Annotated in this window: 18 protein-coding genes and 1 pseudogene; 6 read left to right on the forward strand and 13 right to left on the reverse strand. The window is 64.7% G+C overall.

Annotation, left to right across the window (positions count from 1 at the left end; translation table 11 throughout):
* Positions 1-306: 306 nt before the first annotated feature.
* The 8 genes from AYJ57_RS19645 to glpD all read right to left on the reverse strand — a co-directional run bounded on the left by AYJ57_RS19645 (position 307) and on the right by glpD (position 8,964).
* On the reverse strand, positions 307-2,010 hold the full coding sequence (locus AYJ57_RS19645) for an ABC transporter substrate-binding protein (RefSeq protein WP_066110049.1): 1,704 nt from the start codon (positions 2,008-2,010) through the stop codon (positions 307-309).
* Positions 2,011-2,097: 87 nt separating this feature from the next.
* Positions 2,098-2,790: a class I SAM-dependent methyltransferase gene (locus AYJ57_RS19650; RefSeq protein WP_193789539.1), complete on the reverse strand. Its 693-nt coding sequence runs from the start codon at positions 2,788-2,790 to the stop codon at positions 2,098-2,100.
* 127 nt (positions 2,791-2,917) lie between these two features.
* Positions 2,918-3,190 carry a DUF2160 domain-containing protein gene (locus tag AYJ57_RS19655; protein WP_066110053.1) on the reverse strand — a complete coding sequence of 91 codons (273 nt, stop codon included), beginning with the start codon at positions 3,188-3,190 and terminating at the stop codon, positions 2,918-2,920.
* Between the two features lie 12 nt (positions 3,191-3,202).
* Positions 3,203-4,054, reverse strand: a complete 852-nt coding sequence (locus AYJ57_RS19660; protein WP_066110055.1) for a carbohydrate ABC transporter permease — start codon at positions 4,052-4,054, stop codon at positions 3,203-3,205.
* Between the two features lie 225 nt (positions 4,055-4,279).
* Entirely contained in the window at positions 4,280-5,149 is an 870-nt protein-coding gene (locus AYJ57_RS19665) for a carbohydrate ABC transporter permease (RefSeq protein WP_066110057.1), read from the reverse strand.
* Positions 5,149-6,231 (reverse strand): ABC transporter ATP-binding protein, encoded by a 1,083-nt coding sequence (locus AYJ57_RS19670; protein ID WP_066110059.1) that lies wholly within the window; start codon positions 6,229-6,231, stop codon positions 5,149-5,151. Before AYJ57_RS19670 ends, AYJ57_RS19665 begins: the two co-directional genes overlap by 1 nt.
* Positions 6,232-6,243: 12 nt before the next feature.
* Positions 6,244-7,332 carry an ABC transporter ATP-binding protein gene (locus AYJ57_RS19675; RefSeq protein ID WP_066110061.1) on the reverse strand — a complete coding sequence of 363 codons (1,089 nt, stop codon included), beginning with the start codon at positions 7,330-7,332 and terminating at the stop codon, positions 6,244-6,246.
* A gap of 36 nt (positions 7,333-7,368) precedes the next feature.
* Complete coding sequence (gene glpD, locus AYJ57_RS19680) at positions 7,369-8,964, reverse strand: glycerol-3-phosphate dehydrogenase (RefSeq protein WP_066110063.1); 1,596 nt, start codon at positions 8,962-8,964, stop codon at positions 7,369-7,371.
* 235 nt (positions 8,965-9,199) lie between these two features.
* Here glpD and AYJ57_RS19685 point away from each other — a divergent pair, with 235 nt between their 5' ends.
* On the forward strand, positions 9,200-9,961 hold the full coding sequence (locus AYJ57_RS19685; protein ID WP_066110066.1) for a DeoR/GlpR family DNA-binding transcription regulator: 762 nt from the start codon (positions 9,200-9,202) through the stop codon (positions 9,959-9,961).
* Positions 9,962-10,044: 83 nt separating this feature from the next.
* Here AYJ57_RS19685 and AYJ57_RS19690 read toward each other — a convergent pair whose 3' ends face one another.
* The 4 genes from AYJ57_RS19690 to AYJ57_RS19705 form a co-directional block, all read right to left on the reverse strand.
* Positions 10,045-12,453: a membrane-bound PQQ-dependent dehydrogenase, glucose/quinate/shikimate family gene (locus tag AYJ57_RS19690; RefSeq protein ID WP_066110068.1), complete on the reverse strand. Its 2,409-nt coding sequence runs from the start codon at positions 12,451-12,453 to the stop codon at positions 10,045-10,047.
* Positions 12,454-12,696: 243 nt separating this feature from the next.
* Positions 12,697-13,782, reverse strand: coding sequence for an ABC transporter substrate-binding protein (locus tag AYJ57_RS19695; RefSeq protein ID WP_237220233.1), 1,086 nt, complete (start codon positions 13,780-13,782; stop codon positions 12,697-12,699).
* Entirely contained in the window at positions 13,779-15,191 is a 1,413-nt protein-coding gene (locus tag AYJ57_RS19700) for a sensor histidine kinase (RefSeq protein WP_066110070.1), read from the reverse strand. The genes AYJ57_RS19695 and AYJ57_RS19700 overlap by 4 nt, the downstream gene beginning before the upstream one ends.
* The gene (locus AYJ57_RS19705) at positions 15,184-15,855 is read right to left on the reverse strand and encodes a response regulator transcription factor (RefSeq protein WP_066110073.1); all 672 of its coding nucleotides are present in this window, start codon (positions 15,853-15,855) and stop codon (positions 15,184-15,186) included. The genes AYJ57_RS19700 and AYJ57_RS19705 overlap by 8 nt, the downstream gene beginning before the upstream one ends.
* A 192-nt stretch (positions 15,856-16,047) precedes the next feature.
* Between AYJ57_RS19705 and AYJ57_RS19710 the strand changes: the two genes are divergently transcribed.
* The 3 genes from AYJ57_RS19710 to AYJ57_RS19720 all read left to right on the forward strand — a co-directional run bounded on the left by AYJ57_RS19710 (position 16,048) and on the right by AYJ57_RS19720 (position 19,110).
* Positions 16,048-17,037, forward strand: a complete 990-nt coding sequence (locus tag AYJ57_RS19710; protein WP_066110485.1) for a Bug family tripartite tricarboxylate transporter substrate binding protein — start codon at positions 16,048-16,050, stop codon at positions 17,035-17,037.
* Between the two features lie 89 nt (positions 17,038-17,126).
* A complete protein-coding gene (locus AYJ57_RS19715) occupies positions 17,127-17,558 on the forward strand; it encodes a tripartite tricarboxylate transporter TctB family protein (protein WP_066110075.1) in 432 nt (143 codons plus the stop codon).
* A gap of 13 nt (positions 17,559-17,571) precedes the next feature.
* Positions 17,572-19,110 (forward strand): tripartite tricarboxylate transporter permease, encoded by a 1,539-nt coding sequence (locus tag AYJ57_RS19720; RefSeq protein ID WP_066110077.1) that lies wholly within the window; start codon positions 17,572-17,574, stop codon positions 19,108-19,110.
* Positions 19,111-19,189: 79 nt separating this feature from the next.
* On the opposite strand, the gene AYJ57_RS19725 is transcribed toward AYJ57_RS19720, so the two are convergent.
* Positions 19,190-20,323, reverse strand: a complete 1,134-nt coding sequence (locus tag AYJ57_RS19725) for an alanine racemase (RefSeq protein WP_157374277.1) — start codon at positions 20,321-20,323, stop codon at positions 19,190-19,192.
* A 235-nt stretch (positions 20,324-20,558) separates the two neighbouring features.
* On the opposite strand from AYJ57_RS19725, the gene AYJ57_RS19730 reads away from it, so the two are divergent.
* Together AYJ57_RS19730 and AYJ57_RS26380 are read left to right on the forward strand one after the other, a co-directional pair.
* Positions 20,559-21,527 (forward strand): TRAP transporter substrate-binding protein, encoded by a 969-nt coding sequence (locus tag AYJ57_RS19730; RefSeq protein WP_066110079.1) that lies wholly within the window; start codon positions 20,559-20,561, stop codon positions 21,525-21,527.
* Between the two features lie 240 nt (positions 21,528-21,767).
* A pseudogene (locus AYJ57_RS26380) lies at positions 21,768-22,073 on the forward strand (TRAP transporter small permease); the annotation flags it as partial.
* Positions 22,074-22,078: the final 5 nt, after the last annotated feature.

Consider the following 22,078-nt stretch of genomic DNA (forward strand, 5'->3'; position numbering starts at 1 on the left):
GCGAAGCCGCCGGGCGAGCGCCGTCCCGTCCCGGCGGGATGGCGCTTTGCCACCCGTGCGCGCCGTTCGAAGGCTCTCCGGGTTTGGCTGGCATAAAGCGCTCAGCCCGAATGTTGCGGCGCCATCCCACGGGCCGGCGCTCGCTCGGCTCCTGCTGCGATTGTGCTGAAAAACGGCGCATCACGTCAGACTTCTATCAATCCAAATCAGTCTCTTACCCAACTCGTATCGGCGATGGCGCCGCGGCGCCATGGCGAAGACGAGAAGAAGGGGGCGGGCATAGGCCCCGCCCCCTTCACATCTAGGTCACTGCCACGAGGCGACGAGTTCGTCGTAAGAAACCGTCTTGGGCTCCTCACGCTCGTTCTCGATCTTCGGCTTCGGCGAGCCTTCCATCGAGAGCCACTCTTCGGCATCTTTCTCCTCGTTCATCACCGGGCCCAGATCTCCCTGAATGCCGGCGCGCTCGAGGCGCTCCATCACCCGCTCCATGTCAGAGCAGAGGCTGTCGAGGGCTTCCTGTGCGGGCTTCGCGCCCGACATCGCGTCGCCGATGTTCTGCCACCACAGCTGCGCCAGCTTGGGGTAGTCCGGCACGTTGGTGCCCGTAGGCGACCAGCGCACGCGGTCCGGCGAGCGGTAGAACTCGACGAGGCCGCCCAGCTTCGGCGCGCGCTCGGTGAAGCTCTCGTCCTGGATCGAGCTTTCGCGGATGAAGGTCAGGCCAACGTGGCTCTTCTTCGCGTCCACGGTCTTGGAGGTGACGAACTGCGCATAGAGCCATGCGGCCTTGGCGCGGTCCTCGGGGGTGGACTTCATCAACGTCCACGAGCCCACGTCCTGATAGCCGACCTTCATGCCGTCTTCCCAGTAGACGCCATGCGGCGACGGGGCGAGGCGCCACTTGGGCGTGCCATCCTCGTTCATCACCGGCAGGCCGGGCTCGACCAGCGACGCGACGAAAGTGGTGTACATGAACATCTGCTGTGCGATGTTGCCCTGCGCCGGAACCGGGCCGGCCTCGGAGAAGGTCATGCCCATGGCTGAGGGCGGCGAGTATTTGTTGAGCCACTCGATCGCCTTGTCGACGGCATAGACCGCCGCCGGGCTGTTGGCCGCGCCGCCGCGCGACATGCAGGCGCCCACGGGCTGCGAGTTCTCGTTCACCCGGATGCCCCATTCGTCGACCGGCAGGCCGTTCGGCTCGCCCTTGTCGCCCATGCCGGCCATCGACATCCACGCATCGGTGTAGCGCCAGCCAAGCGAGGGGTCCTTCTTGCCGTAATCCATCGAGCCGAAGATGTCCTGCCCGTCGATGTTCCGGCCGGTGAAGAACTCGGCGATGTCCTCATAGGCTGACCAGTTGACCGGCACACCCAGCTCGTAGCCGTATTTCTCTTCGAACTCGGCCATGATCACGGGATCGGTGAACCAGTCGTAGCGGAACCAATAGAGGTTGGCGAACTGCTGGTCGGGCAGTTGGTAGAGCTTGCCGTCCGGCGCGGTGGTGAACTGGGTGCCGATGAAATCCTCAAGATCGAGCGTCGGGCTGGTCACCTCGGCGCCCTCGTTCTCCATCCAGTCGGTGAGGTTGCGCACCTGCTGATAGCGCCAATGGGTGCCGATCAGGTCGCTGTCGTTGACATAGGCGTCATAGATGTTCTCGCCCGACTGCATCTGCGTCTGCAGCTTCTCGACCACGTCGCCCTCGCCGATGAGGTCATGGGTGATCTTGATGCCGGTGATCTTCTCGAAGGCCGGGGCAAGCACCTGGCTTTCGTATTCATGCGTGGTGATCGTCTCCGAGACCACCTTGATCTCCATGCCCTGGAACGGCTGGGCCGCGTCGACGAACCACTGCATTTCGGCTTCCTGATCCTCACGCGAGATCGCCGACAGATCGCCGATCTCCGCATCGAGGAAGGCTGTGGCCGCCTCCATGTCGGCAAAGGCCGGCCCGCTCAGCAGGCCAAGCGCAAGCGCCATGGCTGTCGTTGTCTTAAGGTTCATGGTTTCCTCCCTTTGGTACAAACCCTTTCTGCCCCTCGGTGCGGGCACAGAAAGGGATAGCGCGACACCGGCCCTGGCGGGTCGGTGTCAGTATTTTCGTCGCAATCTTGCGCATATGATCGCCGGATCCCCGGCGCTCAGGCGGGGGTTGGCCTCTTCGATGCTTTTGTAGACGTTGTGATCGTCCCGGATTGCAAAGACCTGGCTTGTCTCCACGGTGCAGGCGTCGAATTTGCTCAATATGTTTTCATCGAGCAGATGCGGCTCGGTCACCGTAGGTTCGTGATTAATTTCGACAATCATCAGCAAATCACCACCCGGTGACAGCACACGCTGGCTCTCGGAGATGCTTTCATCGAGCATTTCGACGTGATCGAGCGCATTGAAGATCGAGACCACGTCGAAACTGGACTCCGCGAAGGGCAGCTTTTCGGAGCCGCCGGCGACATACTCCATCTTGTGCGTGCCCCGGTTGAGCTCGAGATACTTGTCCGCAAGCGGGTCAAGGCCCACCCGCCGCGCCGCGCCTTCTGCCCATTCCAGGCTGCCGAGCGGGCCGCAGCCGATATCGAGCATACGCTTGCCGTCGTAATAGCTGCGATCCAGCCCGAAGAGGCTGGTGAAATTGCGCTCGAAATGGCCGTTGTAGAAGGTGCCGTTGGATTTCTGTAGAATCTTCTTCCAGTACATCAGCTCGGCAGCTTCCTTGAATTTGGTCTGCATGGAAATCGGGGCCCGCGACAACATTGCGGCAGCCGAATGGTAAATGAATCTCTTCATGAACTTCCCTTTCCGGAAATGAAAATTCTTTGAATTCAGTATATTGTCGAAGCAATCCGAACTATTCATACCAAAGATTTCCATTATCCGACAGAAGACTCGGCGGTGAGCGTGGCGAAAGCGGGCTTTAGACCCAGCGGAAGACCGCGGTTGCATAGATTAGGCACAGGACAAGCGCCGCCGGCTGCGCCTGGCCGACTAGGCCGAGCCAGGCGAGATTGATGAAGGCCGAGCCGAGCAGCGTGATGAAGAGCCGATCGCCGCGCGTGGTCTCGATGCCCAGAACGCCGTGCCGCGGCGTCTCGGGGAAGCGGATCGCCAGCACGGTGAAGATCACCAGCAGCGCCGCGATGGTCAGAAAGAAGGCCGCGGTGGGCCATGTCCATGCCATCCAGTCCATTGCGCTCTCCTCTCAGACGCGGCCCAGGGCAAAGCCCTTGGCGATGTAGTTGCGGACGAACCAGATCACCAGCGCGCCCGGAATGATGGTGAGCACCCCCGCCGCCGCGAGCACGCCCCAGTCGAGACCCGAGGCCGAAACGGTGCGGGTCATGGTGGCGGCGATGGGTTTCGCGTCCACCGTGGTCAGCGTGCGCGAGAGCAGCAGCTCGACCCAGGAGAACATGAAGCAGAAGAAGGCGGCGACGCCGATGCCCGACGAGATCAGCGGCATGAAGATCTTCACGAAGAAGGCGCCAAAGCTGTAGCCGTCGATATAGGCAGTCTCGTCGATCTCCTTGGGCACGCCGCGCATGAAGCCTTCGAGGATCCAGACCGCCAGCGGCACGTTAAAGAGGCAATGCGCCAGCGCCACGGCGATATGCGTATCGAACAGGCCAATCGAGCTGTAGAGTTGGAAGAACGGCAGCGCAAAGACCGCAGGCGGCGCCATCCGGTTGGTGAGCAGCCAGAAGAACAGGTGCTTGTCGCCTATAAAGTGATAGCGCGAGAACGCATAGGCCGCCGGCAGCGCCACGGTGAGCGAGATCACCGTGTTCATAACCACATAGATCAGCGAGTTGATGTAGCCGGTGTACCAGCTCGGATCGGTGAGGATCGTGGCGTAATTGGCGAAGGTCAGATCGCGCGGCCAGAGCGTGAAGTCGCCGAGGATCTCGGTGTTGGTCTTCAGGCTCATGTTCAGCAGCCAGTAGATCGGCAGCAGCAGGAACAGCAGATAGAGCGCCATGACGATGGTGCTGCCCTTCACGCGCGGCAGGCTGCGCGCGCGGCTGGCGGCGGGGGTGAGGGTTGCGTCGCTCATGCGGGGCTCCCTTCAAGAAGATGAGAGGGGAGCCGGGCGAGCGCCTGCCCGTGGGCTGGAGCTGCAACAGTCGAGCCCAGCGATTTATGCCAGCCAAGTCCGAGCGAGATCGAACTGGGGTGCGCGGGTGTCCAAGCGCCAGCCCACCGAGACGGGCAGGCGCTCGCCCGGCGGCTTCGCCTTGATTCCGGGCGGGTCGAGGCCTGTGTCAGAGGTCGGCTCATCTCACATCCCCTTTTTGTCGAGGTTGGTCATCACGGTGTAGAACACCCATGAAATCAGCAGGATCACGAGGAAATACATGATCGAGAAGGCCGCCGCGGGACCAAGGTCGAACTGCCCCAGCGCCATTTTCACCAGATCGATCGACAGCAGCGTGGTGGCATTGCCCGGACCGCCGCCGGTGACCACGAAGGGCTCGGTATAGATCATGAAACTGTCCATGAAGCGCAGTAGGATGGCAATCATCAGCACCCCTGCCATCTTCGGAAGCTCGATGTAGCGGAACACCTTCCAGCGGCTGGCCTGATCGATCTTCGCCGCCTGATAATAGGCGTCGGGGATGGATTTCAGACCAGCGTAAGCCAGCAGCGCCACCAGGGAGGTCCAGTGCCAGACGTCCATGACGACGATGGTGATCCATGCCGCCAGCGGGCTTTGCGTGTAGTTGTAGTCGATCCCGAGGCTTTCCAGCGTCCGGCCCAGAAGGCCGATATCGACGCGGCCGAAGACCTGCCAGATGGTGCCGACCACGTTCCAGGGGATCAGCAGCGGCAGCGACATGAGCACGAGGCAGAAGGACGCCCAGAAGCCGGACTTCGGCATGTTGAGCGCGACGAAAATGCCCAAAGGCACCTCGATGGCGAGAATGATGCCCGAGAACATCAGCTGCCGCCCGAGCGCATTCCACATGCGTTCGGAATGCAGCATCTCTTCGAACCATTCGAGCCCGGCCCAGAAGAACTGGTTGTTGCCGAAGGTGTCCTGCACCGAATAGTTCACCACGGTCATCAGCGGGATCACCGCCGAGAAGGCGACCAGCAGCAGCACCGGAAGCACCAGCAGCCACGCCTTGTTGTTGAAGGTCTTGGTCATCAGGCCGCCTCCCCCTGCGGTGCCACGCGCCAGTCGTCGCGGTAGACGTTGACATGCGCGGGATCAAAGCTGACCCGGTTCATGTCGGGGCTGACGCGCTCGTCCTCGCCGGCGATGATGTTGATGTCATGGCCGAAAAACTCGGCGCGGATGATCTTGTGGCGGCCCGCATCCTCGACCCGGCGCACCTTGACCGGCAGCCCCTCGGTCTGGCTGAGCCGCGCGAATTCGGGGCGCACGCCGATCTCGACCTTGCCGTCCATCGCGCGATAGCCCGCGCCGAGGTCGAAATCCGAGCCGTTGATATAGGCGCGGCTGCCCTCGACCTTGGCCGGGATGACATTCATCCCCGGCGAGCCGATGAAATAGCCGACAAAGGTGTGCTCGGGCCGCTCGAAGAGTTCCTCGGGCGTGCCGATCTGCACCACGCGCCCGTCGTACATCACCACCACCTTGTCGGCGAAGGTCAGCGCCTCGGTCTGGTCATGGGTGACGTAGATCATCGTGTGGCCGAAATCGCGGTGCAGCTTCTTGAGCTGGGTGCGCAATTCCCACTTCATATGCGGGTCGATCACCGTCAGCGGCTCGTCGAAGAGCAGCGCGTTGACGTCCTTGCGCACCATGCCGCGCCCGAGGCTGATCTTCTGCTTGGCGTCGGCGGTGAGCCCGCTGCACTTGCGGCGCAGCTGGTCCTCCATACCGATCATCCGGGCGATTTCCTGCACGCGCTCGGCGACATAGCTCTCATCGCGGCCACGGTTGCGCAGCGGGAAGGCGAGATTGTCGCGCACGGTCATCGTGTCGTAGACGACGGGAAACTGGAACACCTGCGCGATGTTGCGCTCTGCGGTGGGGGCGTGAGTCATGTCCTGACCGTCGAACAGCACCCTGCCCTGCGACGGTGTCAGCAGACCCGAGATGATGTTGAGCAGCGTGGACTTGCCGCAGCCCGAGGATCCTAGAAGCGCATAGGCGCCGCCGTCGTCCCAATCGTGGGTCATCTCCTTCAGCGCAAAATCCGCCTCCGAGCCGGGGTTCGGCAGGTAGCTGTGCGCGAGGTTGTCGAGCGTGATTTTTGCCATTCCCGTCCCTCCTCAGGCAGCCAGCGCGTAGGCGGCGGGGGCGACAAGCTCGCCCTCCTCGCCAAAGACGTAAACGTGGCGCGGGTCGAGCCAGACATCGAGCGGCGCGCCGAGGTCCAGATCGTGCACGCCGTGCACCAGCCCCACCCAGCGCGCGCCATGATGGTCGAGATGCACGAAGGTCTCGGACCCGGTCAGCTCGGTCACCTGCAGTGTGGTGGTAAAGCGCAGGGCGTCGGGCGCGTGCTGCAGGATCTCCAGATGGTTGGGACGGAACCCGGCGGTGTAGCGCCCGTCGGGCAGCTCGGAAAGTTTGCCAGCGGCGGGCGCGCTCTGGCCATCGCCGAACATCAGCCGATCGCCGGTCTTGGAGATCTGCAGGAAGTTCATCGGCGGGTCGCTGAAAACGCGTGCCGTGGTGGCATCGGCAGGCTGGCGGTAGACCTCGGGGGTCGGGCCGAACTGGGTGACGCGCCCTTCCCACAGCGTGGCAGTATTGCCGCCGAGCAGCAGCGCCTCTTCGGGTTCGGTGGTCGCGTAGACGAAGATCGAGCCGGAAGCCTCGAAAATCTTTGGAATTTCCACCCTCAACTCTTCGCGCAATTTATAATCGAGGTTGGCCAGCGGCTCGTCGAGCAGCACCAGACCCGCGTTCTTTACCAGCGCCCGCGCCAGTGCGCAGCGCTGCTGCTGCCCGCCCGAAAGCTCCAGCGGCTTGCGCGTCAGCATCGGCGTCAGCTTCATCAGCTCGGCGCTTTCGCGCACGCGCCGGTCGATCTCGGCCTTGCCCACGCCCATCAGCTTCATCGGCGAGGCGATGTTGTCGTAGACGGTCATCGACGGGTAGTTGATGAACTGCTGGTAGACCATCGCCACCTTGCGGTCCTGAACCCGCATCCCGGTGACGTCCTTGCCCTCCCAGAAGATGCGCCCGGTGGTCGGCGCATCCAGCCCCGCCATCAATCGCATCAGCGTCGTCTTGCCCGAGAGCGTCGGGCCAAGCAGCACGTTCATCGTGCCGTTCTCGAGCGTCAGATCCGTCGGGGCAATATGCACCTGCCCCTCGACGTTCTTTGAAACGCCCTTCAATTCCAGCGACATAAGGTCCTCCTCCCCGCGCCGTATGTCTCCGCCGTGCTATTCGGCGGCGTCGGCCCTTTCGCGGCGGGATGTCATCCAGCCGTCCAGTGCCGAGATCTCCTCCTCGCTCAGGCGCAGCCCGAGCTTGGTGCGTCGCCACACCACATCTTCGGCCGTGCGGGCAAACTCATGCCGCATCAGCCAGATCACTTCCGCCTTTGTGAGCGTCGCGCCGAAATCCCTCCCAAGATCCTCCGCGCCTTTTGCCTCTCCCAGCAGGGTCTCCGCCTCGGTGCCATAGGCGCGCACGAGACGCAGCGCCCAAGTGTCACTGAGGAATGGATATTTGCCGCGCAATCCTTGCACCAGCGCCGCTACGCCGTCGACCGGGAAATCGCCCCCTGCGAGCGGAACGCCAGCGGTCCATGCGCCCTTGCTCAGCGAGATATGTTCGCCGATCTTTTCCAGCGCGCTTTCGGCCAGGCGGCGGTAAGTGGTGATTTTGCCGCCGAAGACGTTGAGCACCGGGGCGCCGTCCTTGGCGTCGACCTTCAGCGTATAGTCGCGGGTCGCCGCCGTGGCACTTGAGGCGCCGTCGTCATAGAGCGGGCGCACGCCGGAATAGGTCCAGACCACATCGTCCTTCGAGATCGACTTGGCGAAATAGCGGTTGGCGAAGTCGATCAGGTAGTCGCGCTCTTCCGGCGTGCAGACCGGGCGCTGCGCCGGGTCCTTGTGCTCGGAGTCGGTGGTGCCGATCAGAGTGAAATCGCGTTCATAGGGGATGGCGAAGATGATCCGCCCGTCGGTGCCCTGAAAGAAATAGCACTTGTCATGATCATAGAGCTTGCGCGTGACGATATGGCTGCCGCGCACCAGCCGCACGCCTTCGCGCGACGGCAGGTCGATCTTGTCATGGATGATGTCGCCGACCCACGGCCCGCCCGCATTGATCAGCATCTTGGCATAATGCGTGGCGGTCTTGCCGGTCTCGGTGTCTTCGGTCTCGACCCGCCACAGATCGCCCTCGCGCTGCGCGTGGGTGACCTTGGTGCGGGTCATGATCTTGGCGCCGCGCGCTTCGGCGTCGCGGGCATTGAGCGCCACCAGACGGGAATCCTCGACCCAGCAATCGGAGTACTCATAGGCGCGCTCGAACCGCTCTTGCAGTGGTGCGCCCTCTTTCGTGCCCTTGAGCGACAACGTGGAGGTGCCCGGCAGGATCTTTCGCCCGCCGAGGTTGTCGTACATGAACAGACCCATGCGGATCAGCCACGCCGGGCGCCGCCCCTTCATCCAAGGCATGACCTTGCTCAGCATCTTCGAGATCGGCGTCTCGCTCTCGAAGCGCATGTCGGGGTGGTAGGGCAGCACGAAACGCATGGGCCAGCTGATGTGGGGCATGGCGCGCAGCAGCACCTCGCGCTCGATCAGCGCCTCGCGGACAAGCCGCACCTCGAGATATTCAAGATAGCGCAGGCCGCCGTGGAACAGCTTGGTCGACGAGGACGAGGTGGCCGACGCCAGATCGCCCATTTCCGCCAGCACCACCGAGGCGCCCCGCCCCGCAGCGTCGCGCGCAATGCCGCAGCCGTTGATGCCGCCGCCGATCACGAAAAGATCGCTGGGGGATGTGCTTTGGCCGTCGGTCACGAGAGTCTCCTGCTGGTTGGCGGCAGGCTAAACCCGGAGCGCGCATTGACGCAAGTCAAATGTTTTCGTTTTCGTTCGGATTGCGGCGCACTCTAGATTTACCCGCAAGACACCATGTTTTCATGGAAGTTTTTCTCCCACCTTTGCATGTGCAGCATAAATTATGCTGGAAAACCTCTGCGTTTGCGCGTTTCTATGGGGCCAATCCGCGCAAAGCGAAAGAAACCGAACACGCATGTCCCAATCCTTCCGCCACCCCGAGATTCTCGAGATCGCCCGCCGCGACGGCAAGGTCACCGTCGAGGGGCTGGCGCAGCATTTCGGCGTGACGCTGCAGACCATCCGCCGCGACCTTACCGAACTGGCTGACGCCGGGCGGCTCGAGCGCGTGCATGGCGGCGCGGTGCTGCCCTCGGGCACGATGAACATCGGCTACGAGGAGCGGCGCCATCTCAATATGGAGGGCAAGACCGGCATCGCCCGCGCCTGCGCCGAGCGCATCCCGCATGGCATCTCGCTGTTTCTCAACATCGGCACCAGCACCGAGGCGGTGGCGCGCGAGCTGTTGCACCACAAGGGGCTGATGGTGGTCACCAACAATATGAACGTCGCCACGATCCTCGCCGCCAATCCCGATTGCGACGTGCTGCTCACCGGCGGCAGCCTGCGCCGCACCGATGGCGGGCTCATCGGCACACTGGCGACCGAGAGCATCCGGCAGTTCAAGTTCGATCTTGCGGTGATTGGCTGCTCGGCGCTGGATCTGGAGGGCGACATCCTCGATTTCGACATTCAGGAGGTCGGCGTGAGCCGCGCCATCCTGCGCCAGTCGCGGCGGACCTTCCTTGTTGCGGACCACTCGAAATTCAAGCGCAGCGCCCCGGCGCGGATCGCCTCGCTGTCCGAGATCGATATGTTCGTCACCGACAGGTCGCTCGAGCCGAGCTTGGCCGAAGCTTGCGCCGGATGGGGCTGCGAGGTGGTGGTGGCACGCTGATCCGCCACAAGAAAACCTGCCGCAAAAGAAAACGCCGGCCGAGGAGGCTCCCCGGCCGGCGCGTGTTCAGGTTTTGAGGCAGATCAGCCCTGCGGCAGCGCGTAGGCGATCAGATAGTCGCCGCGATCCGGGGACTGACGGGCACCGCCAGCCGAGATCACGATGTACTGCCGCCCGTCCTTCTGGCTGACGTAGGAGATCGGCGTGCCCTGCGAGCCGACGGGCATGCGGGCCTTCCAGACCTCCTTGCCGGTCGCGCTGTCGAAGGCGCGCAGGTAGTAGTCCTGGGTCGCAGCGAAGAACACGAGCCCGCCTTGGGTGCTCAGCGAGCCGCCGATGGTGGGCATGCCCACGGGCATCGGCAGATGCATCTTCATGCCAAAGAGCACGGTGTCCTGAACGGTGCCGAGCGGCGCTTCCCATGCGACCTGCTGGGTGTCCATGTCGATCGCGGTGAGCGTGCCGAACGGCGGCTCCTGGCAGGGGATGCCAAGCGGCGACAGGAAGCGGTTCTTGTTCACCGAATAGGGTGTGCCCTTGAGCGGCACGCCGCCCATCACGGTGTTGACCGCTTCGGAGCCGTTCGAGGCGGCCGCCTCGGGGTCTTGCTCCATCATGTGCACCCAGAGGCCGAGACGCATGTCGTTGACGAAGACGGTGTTGGCCGTCGGGTCATACGACAGACCACCCCAGTTCATGCCACCAAGCGAGCCGGGGAATGACAGCGAGTAATCGGTGTCCGGCGCGGTGAACAGGCCCTCATAGCGGTAGCCTTTGAAGATCACCCGGCACATCAGCTGATCGAAGGGGGTCGCGCCCCACATGTCGGCCTCGGTCAGATGCGGTGCACCGATCTGCGGCATGCCCACCGATTTCGGCTGGGTCAGCGCGTATTTCTCGCCGGGAATGGTCGCGGGTTTCACCGGGACTTCCTCGACATCGGTCAGCGGCTCGCCGGTGACCCGGTCCAGCACGAAGATCTGCCCCGCCTTGGTGCCGAAGACCAGCGCGGGCGTGCCTTTGAAGTCGATCAGCGTCGGCTGCATCGGCACGTCAAAGTCCCACAGGTCGTGGTGCACCGTCTGATAGACCCACTTCTCGTCGCCGGTGGTGGCGTCGAGCGCGAGGATCGAGGCGCCGTATTTCTCGTCTTCCGGGGTGCGGTCCACGCCCCAGAGGTCGATGGCGGCGTTGCCGACCGGCATGAACACGGTGTTGGAGGCCGCGTCATAGGTCATCGGCGCCCAGACGTTCGGGGTCGAACGGGTGTAGGCATTGCCGTCCGCAGGGGCGTCGCGATCCTCGGGGTTGCCCGGATCGAAGGCCCATTTCATCTCGCCAGTGATCACATCAAAGCCGCGCATCACGCCGCCCGGCATGTCGAGCGCCACGTTGTCGGCCACGCGCCCCCCCACGACGACGGTCGAGCCCGCGAGCGTCGGCGGCGAGGTCAGCGAATAGAGCGGCGATTGCGCCGCGCCGAGGCCTTCCTTGAGGTCGACCATGCCGGCATCGCCAAAGTCCGCGCAGAGTTCGCCGGTTTCGGCGTCGAGCGCCACGAGCACTGCGTCGATGGTGTTCATGAAGATGCGGCGCTGGCAGGCGGCGTCATCAGACAGGTCCACCGGGGTGACCGGGGTCGCGTTCGGCAACGTCGGCTGCGGCAGCGGGGCTGCGGCGTCGAAATAGGCCAGACCGCGGCAGCGCACCCAAGTGCGGGTCTCGGTCGGGAAGTCGTGGCGCCAGTTCTCGGTGCCCGAGGTGGCATCGATCGAAATCACCGTGTTGTTCGGCGTGCAGAAGAACAGATCATCGCCCACCTGCAGCGGGGTGCCCTGATCTTCGGCGCCACCGCCACCGGGGCTGACCGGCGTGTCACCGGTTTGGAACGTCCATGCGACCTCAAGCTCGCTCACGTTCTCCGGGGTGATCTGGTCGAGCGCGGCAAAGCGGTTCTCGTCCCCGTTGGCACCATAGCTGGACCAATCCTGCGCGGCATCGGCAGGCGCGGGCGTCTCGCCAGCGGCAACCTTGCTGTTCAGCTGGCCGTGCGGCTGGAACATGCCCCAGCCCATGCCAAGCACGGCAATCAGGGCCACCGCGGCGACGCCAAGCCATGTGCCGGTCATCGGTTTGCGGCCCGCGCGCTTCAGTGTCAGCGGGTGCAGCGCGATGATCGCGACGAAGGCGCAGAGGAAGGTGAAGATCCGGGCGTGCAGAGCCCAGAAATCGAGACCGGCTTCCCAGAAGGCCCAGATCACCGTGAGCACGAATGCGACGGTGTAGATCACCGCGCCCGCAGGAGCGCCGCGCGCGATCTGGATGCCCGAGACGAGCAGGGCAAGGCCCATGAGAAGGTAATACCAGCTGCCGCCGCGCGCGATGAGCATCACGCCGCCGCCAGCCAGTCCGAGACCCGCGAGCGCAACCAGCGCGCCCAGCAGGATCATCAGCCACACCAGTGGCCGTGACAGGGAGGAGGATTGTGTCATTTTCTTTCCCGTTCAGAGGGTTGGAATACCATTCGAGCCGGAAATTTCGCCTTGCCCCCTCCTCCCCTGGGCAACGCGCGACTCAAATGGACTGTTTCGTTAATTCCACCCGCGACAAGTGGACGCAAGGGCAGTTTTGCACTTTCTTGGTGCAAGAATGCACAGCTCAAACACGGCTACGCTGAATAGGTGGGCAGAAAATATATATATGGAGGGGGCTATGCGGTCCGGCGCCCAAGCCCCTCAGGGGCCAAATCCCGGCCCCTCGGTGTCGGGCGCAAAGGCTTCGTCCCACAGCGAAAACAGCCGTGCCCGCGTGCTGCCGTCCAATGCCAGCAAGAGCGGCGGTGCCAGCGCGATCAGGCGCCGGGCGCTGGGAAGCAGGCTGGTCTCATCCGGGTCGCTCGGGGTGATCAGCCCAAGCTCCGACAGCATCGCCTGCGCCTCGGTGGTCAGCAAAAACTCGAGCAGCCGCTCGCCGCCTTCCACATGCGGTGCATTCTTGGGGATCATGTAACTGCGCGAGACGATCAGCGTGTAGTCCTCGGGCAGGATCACCCCCACCCTGCCCCCTTCGCCGTCGCGCGCGGCGGCGGCGGCATAGGACCCCAGCACATTGTAAGCGATGAGATACCGCCCTTTTGCCACGCCGTCGATGATTGCCGCCGAACAGCAGGTGGCGATGGCACCGACGCGAGAGAAGGCTTCGAGCATCGCGCCGAACGTGGTCGCCTCAAGGCTGTCGGCATGGGCAAAGAGATAACCAAGCCCTGAGGCCTCGATGTCATAGGTGGCGATCTTTCCACGCAGCAGGTCGGGCCGGTTGCGCATCAGGTCGAGCAATTCGAAACGGCTGCGCGGCACATCTGATCCGCGAATGGCGCCGGTGTTGTAGATGATCACCGCGGGCTCTTCGGTGATGCCCCAAAGCTCGTCGCGCCAGCGGCGCGAGGCGGGCAGCGCATCCGTGCGCGGCGACTGGTAGCGATGCGCGCAGGCGGCGTTGACCAGCCATGTCATCTGATGGGCGCCCGAGGAAAACACGGCGTCAGCCGCCGGGGCCGCTCCTTCGCAGGCCGCGCGGCTGTTGTCGAATAGATTGTTCGAGCCCCATTGCTCATAGCGCACCGACAGATCCGGATTGCGCGCGGTAAAGCGCTCGATCACCGGGCGGATGATCGACAGATCGGTGGTCGAGCGCAGGACAAGCTCGGTGGGGGCACTGCCGATGACGTCGATCCGCTCCTGTGCGGCGGCGGCCAGTGGCACGACAAGGGGCGCCACCAGCGTGATCAGCGCCAGAGCGACGCGAGACAGCAAATCGATCACGGGGCGTCCTCCTCGCTGGGCGGCTCTGCCGGGAGCAGCAGAGAGATGCGAAAGCCGTTCTCTGGATGCTCGAGCGCAATCCGCCCGCCAAAGGCCGCAGCCACGGCGCTGACGATCGCCAGCCCCAGCCCGGCGCTGTCCTCGCGGGAACTGCTGCTGCGCTCGAAACGCTGGCCAAGCCGGGCGGCCACCTCGGGGGTGGGCCCGGCGCCGCTGTCCTGCACCCAAAGCGCGGCCTCGGCCCCGCGCAGTTCAGCACCAACGGCGATGGGCGGGGTGCCGTGCTTGAGCGCATTGGCCAGAAGGTTCTTGGCCGCCTCTCCCACCGAAAACGCATCGGCGCGCACCATCACCGGCTCTTCGCCGATCTCCAGCCGCAGGTCCGCCCCCGGCGCGAGCAGCGCGTGGTCGGAACGCTCCATCAGGTCCAGCGCCACCTCGCGCAGATCGAGCGGCGTGCGCGGCGCGCTTTCGGTGCGGTGAATGACCAGCGCGCGGGACAGAAGCTGATCGAGCAATGCGCCCAGCGACCGCGTGCGGGTCAGCAGCCGCGCCAGCGCCCGCTGCCGCGCGGCTTCATCCTCCAGATCCTGTATCGATTCGGCCTGCACACGGATCGCCGCCACCGGCGTGCGAAGCTGATGCGCCGCGTCCGAGATCAGGTTGCGCATCCCCTCCATCTGCCGGTCGAGCCGTCCCATGAAGCGGTTCATCGAGTCCAGCATCACCGTCAGTTCCCGCGGCAGCCGGTCGGTGGGCACCGGGGTCAGATCATAGGGATCGCGCTGCAGCAGATCCTCGGACAGCGCCTCCAGCGGGCGCATCGCCGAGCGGGTCACCACCCAAGACATCACCAAAAGCGCCAGCCCGGCCAGCAGCATAGGCAGCAAAGCGTCGAGCGTCAGGTCAAGCGCCATCGCCTGCCGCGCGCGCAGGGTCTGGCCCACGGTGACCGAGATGCCGCCGGAAAAATCGCGCTCGGCAAAGCGCCGGGTGAGACGGACGAAACGCGCCTCCTCACCATTCAGCCGGGCATCGAAGAACTCGGGTGCCCCGCCCCCGCTACGCCGGCCCTGCGGCGCAATCAGCGTCTCGTCGAGTCCGGTGATCAGCTCCTCCCCCGGACCGCGCACCGAGTAGTGGATGCGGTCCTCGGGCGCTTGCGCCAGCAATTCAAAGGCCGAGACCGGCAGGTCGACCAAAGGCGTGCCGCTCTGAATGCGGATCGAGGCGGCGATGTCCTGCGCCGCGCCCAGCAAGATCCGGTCGTAGGATTGCCGCGCCGCCAGCCGCCCGTTGTAAAGCGTCGAGGCGGCCACCAGCAGGCCGCCGACCAGCAGGATCAGCACCACCGCGCCCAGCACCCGCGCCGACAGGCTGGACGGCAGCCGCGCCGTGCCCTCAGCCATCGAGGCCGATCCGGTAGCCTACGCCGCGCTGCGTGACGATGCCGACACCGCTGCCCGCGAGCTTTTTGCGCAGACGGGCGATGTAAAGCTCGATCGCATTCACCCCGACGTCGGCATCGCCGAACCCATAGAGGGAATCGTAAAGGCGGCTCTTCCCGAGATAATTTCCCTGATGCCGGAGCAGCACGCCAAGCAGCGCGGCCTCGCGTCCGGTCAGATCGAGCCGCTTGCCCTCCAGCGTGGCGCTCTGCCCTGCCGGGGAAAAGGCCAGCGGGCCAAGCACGATCTCGGATCCCTTCTGGTCCGCTTCGCGCCGAACCAAGGCACGCAGCCGCGCCTCAAGCTCGCGCTGGTCGAAAGGTTTGCCAAGATAGTCGTCCGCGCCAAGGTCGAGCGCGCTCACCCGGTCGTCCACCGAGACCAACGCGGTCAGCATCAGCACCGGCGTGCGGTCGCCCGCGGCGCGCATGTCGCGCAGCAACCGCAGCCCCGATCCGTCGGGCAGATTGATGTCGAGCACCATCGCGTCATAGCTCTGCACGGCGCGGAAATCTTCAGCCGCTTCAAGGCAATCGGCCACGTCGCACACGATGCCGGACTGCGCGAGCCGCGTACTGACCCCCTCGGCAAGATCGCTAGCATCCTCGACCATCAGAACACGCATGGCACTGGTACTCCTCTTCGCTGACGAAGCGTTCCGGCGCGCTAACAGGTCTCTGACAGGTTCGCGACAGCTTCGTGGCTTAGAGACACGTCTTAACCCGCAACCGGGGAGGCTGCAAAGCGCAGTCGGGTTCTGCGGGGAACTGACGGGGTCGCGTTCGGTATGCGCGGCGCCGACCATGAGGAGGATACCATGTTTATCAATGCAACCCGCGGCCTCATTGCCGCGACCGTTCTGGGTGTTTCCGCCCTTGCCGCTCAGGCGCAGGACTATACCCCCGAGAACCCCGAGTGCATCGCACCGGCGAACCCCGGCGGTGGCTGGGACTTCACCTGCCGTCAGGTCGGCAAATCCATGCAGGATCTCGGGCTGATCTCGAAGACCATGCAGGTAGTCAACCTCGCAGGCGGCGGCGGCGGCGTGGCCTTCGCCGAAGTGGTCAACAAGCGCGGCGACGACAACGATCTGATCGTTGCGGCCAGCTCGGCCACCGCGACCCGTCTGGCGCAAGGCGCCTATCCGGGCAACACCACCGATCAGGTGCGCTGGCTGGCGTCGATCGGCGCGGACTACGGCGTGCTTGCGGTGTCCGCTGACAGCGAGATCGAGACGCTTCCGCAACTGCTCGACATGATCAAGGCAGACCCGCGGTCGGTCTCTGTGGCGGGCGGCTCGGCCGTTGGCGGCTGGGACCACCTGAAGGTGCTGATCGCCGCATCCGCCTATGGCATCGAAGACGTGCGCAAGGTGAAATACGTGGCCTTCGACGGCGGCGGCGAGGCGGTGACCCAGCTGCTCGCAGGCTCGGTGCAGGCCTTCACCGGTGACGCATCCGAAGCCAAAGGCTTTGTCGACTCCGGCGACATCAAGGTCATCGCCGTGCTCGCGCCCGAGCGTCTGGAAGGCGACTTCGCCGATTTCCCGACCGCCAAGGAACAGGGTGTCGACGCCATCGGTGCCAACTGGCGCGGCTTCTACGCCCCCGAGGGCATGAGCGACGAAGCCTACAACGCTTGGGTTTCGAAGATCGGTGATCTCTATGCCTCCGACGAGTGGAAAGAGATCATGTCGGCCAATGGCCTCGCCCCGCTCGACCTGCAGGGCGAAGAGTTCGAGCAGTTCGTCTCGGACAGCGTGAGCGAGATCCAGAACATCTCGCGCGAGATCGGCATCATTAAGTGACCTGATCCCACGCTCGGCGCGGCGGGCCCTTTCCTCCCAGAGGGCCCGCCGCCTCCTAATATCCTTTCACGCAAACCAAGGGGGATCCCATGAGTGACCGCATCTTCGGCCTCTTCGGCCTGGCGCTCGCCATCTTCTTTGCCTGGGCGGCGCTGCAGATCGAGGAGAGCTTCCTCTCTGACGAAGTCGGCCCCAAGGCCTTCCCGCTGATCATCGCCACCATCCTCGGCATCTCGTCCATCTTCATCGCGCTGAAACCGGACGCCGAACCGCAGTGGCCCGCCCTGCCCCGTCTGGTCGAGATTCTCGCCGCTGTCGTGGTGATGATCCTCTACGCCGAGTTCCTGCCGATCGCAGGGTTCGTCATCGCCACCGCCGTTGCCGCCGCCTATCTGACGTGGCGCCTTGGCAGCGCGCCGCTGCAGTCGCTGCTGATCGGCGTGCTGACCTCTGTCGGCATCTACGTTGTCTTCCATCTGGCGCTGGGGCTGTCGCTCGCCCGCGGCCCGCTGGGCTTCTGAGGAGAGGGCCGAAATGGACGTATTCGCAAGTCTCGGCGACGGTTTTGCCGTTGCCTTCACCCTGCAGAACCTCGGCCTCGCGCTGCTGGGCTGCTTTCTGGGCACCATCATGGGCGCGCTGCCGGGCCTTGGCCCGTCGAACGGCGTCGCCATCCTGATCCCGCTCGCCTTCACCCTCGGGCTTGGCCCGACGCCCTCGCTGATCCTACTGACCTCGGTCTATTACGGCGCCATGTACGGCGGGCGGATCAGTTCGATCCTGCTTGGCATTCCCGGTGACGAACCGGCGATGATGACCGTGCTCGACGGCCACCCGATGGCCAAGAAGGGCATGGCCGGCGAGGCGCTCTCGCTGTCGGGCATCGCTTCCTTCGTCGGTGCGTTCTTAGCCACATGGGGCCTGATCTTCCTCGCGCCACAACTGGTGAAGATCGCGCTGCTGTTCGGACCGGCGGAATATTTCGCCCTCTTCGCGCTGGCCTTCGCCACGCTTGGCGGCGTGTCGTCGACCAATCAGGCGAAATCGGCCTTCGCCGCCATGCTCGGCCTTGGCCTTGCGATGATCGGCGTCGACACCCAGACCGGCGTGCCGCGCTTCACCTTCGGCGAAGTGCACCTCTATGACGGTCTCGATTTCCTCGTGGCTATCGTTGGCCTCTTCGCTCTGTCGGAAGTCTTCATCTTCCTCGAGCATCGCCACGGCAGCGCTGATGCGTCCTCGAACCAGCTGAAGCTGGGCCGCCTCACCCCGCCGATGTCGATGATCAAGAAATGCACCCCCACCATGCTGCGCACCTCGGTGCTGGGCTTCATCGCGGGCGTTCTGCCCGGCGCGGGGGCTTCGCTGGGCTCGTTCATCTCGTACTCGATGGAAAAGCGGCTGGTGGACAAGGAAGGCACTTTCGGCACCGGGGATCCGCGCGGCGTGGCCGCCCCCGAGGCGGGCAACAACGCCGCCGCCGGTGGCGCGCTGGTGCCGATGTTGGCGCTGGGTGTGCCGGGCTCGGGCACCACGGCGGTTCTGCTGGCGGTGCTGCTGTCGCTCAACATCACCCCCGGCCCGCTGCTCTTTGCCCAGAACCCCGATGTGGTCTGGGGCCTGATCGCCGCGCTCTTCATCGCCAACATCATGCTGCTGGCGCTGAACATCCCGATGGTGGGCATCTTCACCCGCGTGCTGATGGTGCCGCCGCGCATCCTGATGCCGATCGTCGCCATGGTCAGCTTTGTCGGCATCTACGGCATCTCGGGCTCGAGCTTCGATCTGCTGATCATGATCGGCTTTGGCGTGATGGGCTGGGTGCTGCGCAAGCTCGACGTGCCGCTGGTGCCGATCATCCTCGGCACGCTGCTTGGCAACACGATGGAGAACAACCTGCGCCGCGCGATCACCATCGACAACGGCGATTGGTTCACCCTGATCGACAGTCCGCTGTCGATCGCACTCTGGGCCATCGCGATCCTCGGCTTCATCATGCCGCTGATCGTGGGCCGCGTGGTGCGCGCCAAGATGCACCGCCGCCGGGACGAAGAAGGCGTGCTGAGCGACTGACCCCTCACCCCGCTTTGCACGACAAGGCCCCCGCCACGGCGGGGGCCTTTTTCATTCGACCAATGGCGCTCGGACCTGCTTACCAGCCGCCGAAGCGCGCCCAGCTTTGCAGCGGACCAGGGCGCGCGGGGATCACCGAATAGCCGCCGTGCTGCGCCGCCGTGGCACAGGCATGGTTGGGCAGGATGCGCAGCAGCGTGCCCACCGGCAGATCGGGCATGGGGCCGGCGGCGCCGTCGCGACGCGCGATGATGCCGTGTTCCTGATTGGCCGCGGTGACGATCAGATCGGGGATCACCCGCCCCTCGGCGTCGCACACAATGCCATAGCCCTGATCCACCGCCTGCGCCGCCGTGCCGCGATCGCGTGACATTGCCATCCAGCCCGCGTCGATCAGCACCCAGCCCTTGTCGGGCTGATGGCCGATCACCGACGCCAGAACCGACAGCGCGACATCCTCGGTCGTGCACACGCCGATGCCCGCCATCACCAGATCGAAGAACATATAGACCCCGGCGCGCAGTTCGGTGACCCCGGTGAGGTCTTGTGCCGCGTGGGCGGTGGGCGTCGAGCCGACGCTGACCACCGGGCAAGCCATCCCCGCCGCGCGCAGCGCCTCTGCAGCCGCCACGGTGGCGGCGCGCTCGCGTTCGGCAAATTCGGCATGCGCTTCTGCGCCCGACACGCCATAGCTTTCGCCCGCGTGGGTCACCACGCCGCGCAGCGCGTCTGCACCCGTCAGAATGCGCGCAATCTCGAGCAGGCTCGGGTCTTCCGCCGAGAGCCCGCCGCGATGGCCGTCGCTGTCGATCTCGATCAGCGCCGGGATGCCCGCCTCGGCCACTGCCCGCGCCTGCCCGACGCTGTCGAGGATCACCACCAGATCACAGCCGCGCCCGCGCAGCGCCTGCACGCGCGGCAGCTTTCCGGGCGCGATCCCAACCGCATAGAGAATGTCATTGTACCCGGCGGCGGCAAAAACCTCGGCCTCTGCCAGCGTCGAGACGGTGATCGGCCCCGGAGTGCCGCCGCTCATCCGCTCGGCCACCTCCAGCGATTTCGCGGTCTTCATATGCGGGCGCAGGGTAACGCCCAGATCCGCCGCGTGCTGCGAAAGCCGCGCGAGATTGCGCAGCATCTTCGCCTCGTCAAGGATCAGCGCCGGCGTGGTGAGCCCTTCGAAAATGGCGGGATGTGTGGACATGGGCGACATGGGCGGCTCTCCTTGCGTTCTGGCCTGTCACGGCTTTGCGCGCTTTTACCCGTTTCGCCGGGTTTTGACAGGCACCCGCCCGCGCGCAGCATTTGCATAGGAACGATGCGGCAACTCCCGATGCGGCGTTCCAATGGCGAAAAACTTCTGCAAACCTCGTTGCAAATGACTCGCCGATCAACATTGATGGCGGGACAGAACAATAAAAACCAATGCAACCACAGAGAGGTACACCATGAAGTTCACCGCAGCCGCGTTCCTGACGCTGACCACCGCGCTCGCAGGCGCCGCCTCGGCCGAGACCTGGGACATGCCGATGGCCTACCCGGCCAGCAACTACCACACCGAGAACGCCCAGATGTTCGCCGACGCCGTCAAAGAGTGCACCGGCGGCGAGTTGGAGATCGTGATCCACGCGGGCGGCTCGCTGTTCAAGGGTGACGAGATCAAGCGCGCCGTGCAACTGGGCGAAGCCCAGATCGGCGAGCGCCTTCTGTCGGCCCATGCCAACGAAGACCCGGTTTTCGCCTACGACTCGATCCCCTTCCTCGCCACCTCCTTCGAGGCGTCCGAAAAGCTGCGCGCCGCCGCAGAGCCGACGCTTGCCAAGGTGCTCGAAGCGCAGAACATCGTGCCGCTCTACTCGGTGCCGTGGCCGCCGCAGGGGCTGTATTTCTCCAAGCCCGTCACCACGCCCGAAGAGATGGAAGGCGTGAAGTTCCGCGCCTACAACTCGATCACCGCGGAAGTCGCTGAACTGGCGGGCATGGTGCCGACGCAGGTTGAAGCCGCCGATCTCAAGCAGGCACTGGCCACCGGCGTCGTCTCGGCGATGATCTCTTCGGGCGCCACCGGCGTGGACGAAAGCGTCTGGGAGGACATGACCAACTTCTACGACGTGAAGGCTTGGCTGCCGCGCAACACGGTCTTTGCCAACAAAGACGCGCTTGACGGTCTGTCGGACGAAGCCCGGACCTGCGTGATGGACGAGGCCGAAGCCGCCCAGACCCGCGGCGCCGAGAAGGCAGCCGAACTGGCAGGCGGTTTCGTCAAGACGCTGGCCGACAACGGCATGGACGTGAACCCGCCCGCCGAGGCGATCACCACCAAGCTGCAGGAGATCGGCAAGACCATGACCGCCGAGTGGAAAGAGAACGCCGGCGAGAACGGTGCCGCGATCATCGACGCCTACGACGCCGAGTAAGGACAAGGCAACGCTGATACGGGGCGTCCCGGTCTTGCCGGGGCGCCCCTGCGCCATCCGCACCCGCGGTGTGGTGCCGGTGTTGCGGGCCCCGATATGACCTCTCAAGAGACCCTAGAAAAAGACCAAGAGACCACAGGAGGGCAGCCCATGCGCCGCATCTTGGACGGGATTTATACCACGTCAGGTTATGGCGCCGCGCTGGCGCTGATCGCCATCCTCTGCCTTGTCGTGGCGCAGATGGTCACCCGCTGGCTCGGCATCCTGCTGCCCGGCGGGGCCAATTACGCGGGCTACGCCATGGCCGCGGCCTCTTTCCTCGCGCTGGCCGACACCTTCCGCCGCAACGAGCATATCCGCGTCGGCATGCTGGTCGAACGCGGCGGCGCTTGGCGGCGCGGCATCGAGATCTGGTGCTATACCGCCGCCGCCGTGGTGGCGCTCTTCTTTGCGTGGTACGCGGTTCAGACGCCGATCCTCAGCCACAAGATCAACGACGTCAGCCAAGGGCAGGATGGCACGCCGCTGTGGATCCCGCAGATCGTCATGGC

Origin of the sequence: Salipiger sp. CCB-MM3 (assembly GCF_001687105.1) — a bacterium.
In the GTDB taxonomy this organism is placed as follows: Bacteria; Pseudomonadota; Alphaproteobacteria; order Rhodobacterales; family Rhodobacteraceae; genus Salipiger.

Excerpts from the sequence above, each read along its gene's own strand:
- AYJ57_RS19655 (WP_066110053.1), bottom strand. The coding sequence starts at position 3,190 with ATGGACTGGATGGCATGGACATGGCCCACCGCGGCCTTCTTTCTGACC.
- AYJ57_RS19665 (WP_066110057.1), bottom strand. The coding sequence starts at position 5,149 with ATGACCAAGACCTTCAACAACAAGGCGTGGCTGCTGGTGCTTCCGGTG.
- AYJ57_RS19730 (WP_066110079.1), top strand. The coding sequence starts at position 20,559 with ATGAAGTTCACCGCAGCCGCGTTCCTGACGCTGACCACCGCGCTCGCA.
- AYJ57_RS19720 (WP_066110077.1), top strand. The coding sequence starts at position 17,572 with ATGGACGTATTCGCAAGTCTCGGCGACGGTTTTGCCGTTGCCTTCACC.
- AYJ57_RS19715 (WP_066110075.1), top strand. The coding sequence starts at position 17,127 with ATGAGTGACCGCATCTTCGGCCTCTTCGGCCTGGCGCTCGCCATCTTC.
- AYJ57_RS19650 (WP_193789539.1), bottom strand. The coding sequence starts at position 2,790 with ATGAAGAGATTCATTTACCATTCGGCTGCCGCAATGTTGTCGCGGGCC.
- AYJ57_RS19675 (WP_066110061.1), bottom strand. The coding sequence starts at position 7,332 with ATGTCGCTGGAATTGAAGGGCGTTTCAAAGAACGTCGAGGGGCAGGTG.
- AYJ57_RS19670 (WP_066110059.1), bottom strand. The coding sequence starts at position 6,231 with ATGGCAAAAATCACGCTCGACAACCTCGCGCACAGCTACCTGCCGAAC.
- AYJ57_RS19710 (WP_066110485.1), top strand. The coding sequence starts at position 16,048 with ATGTTTATCAATGCAACCCGCGGCCTCATTGCCGCGACCGTTCTGGGT.
- AYJ57_RS19705 (WP_066110073.1), bottom strand. The coding sequence starts at position 15,855 with ATGCGTGTTCTGATGGTCGAGGATGCTAGCGATCTTGCCGAGGGGGTC.
- AYJ57_RS19725 (WP_157374277.1), bottom strand. The coding sequence starts at position 20,323 with ATGTCGCCCATGTCCACACATCCCGCCATTTTCGAAGGGCTCACCACG.
- AYJ57_RS19645 (WP_066110049.1), bottom strand. The coding sequence starts at position 2,010 with ATGAACCTTAAGACAACGACAGCCATGGCGCTTGCGCTTGGCCTGCTG.
- AYJ57_RS19690 (WP_066110068.1), bottom strand. The coding sequence starts at position 12,453 with ATGACACAATCCTCCTCCCTGTCACGGCCACTGGTGTGGCTGATGATC.
- AYJ57_RS19685 (WP_066110066.1), top strand. The coding sequence starts at position 9,200 with ATGTCCCAATCCTTCCGCCACCCCGAGATTCTCGAGATCGCCCGCCGC.
- AYJ57_RS19700 (WP_066110070.1), bottom strand. The coding sequence starts at position 15,191 with ATGGCTGAGGGCACGGCGCGGCTGCCGTCCAGCCTGTCGGCGCGGGTG.
- AYJ57_RS19660 (WP_066110055.1), bottom strand. The coding sequence starts at position 4,054 with ATGAGCGACGCAACCCTCACCCCCGCCGCCAGCCGCGCGCGCAGCCTG.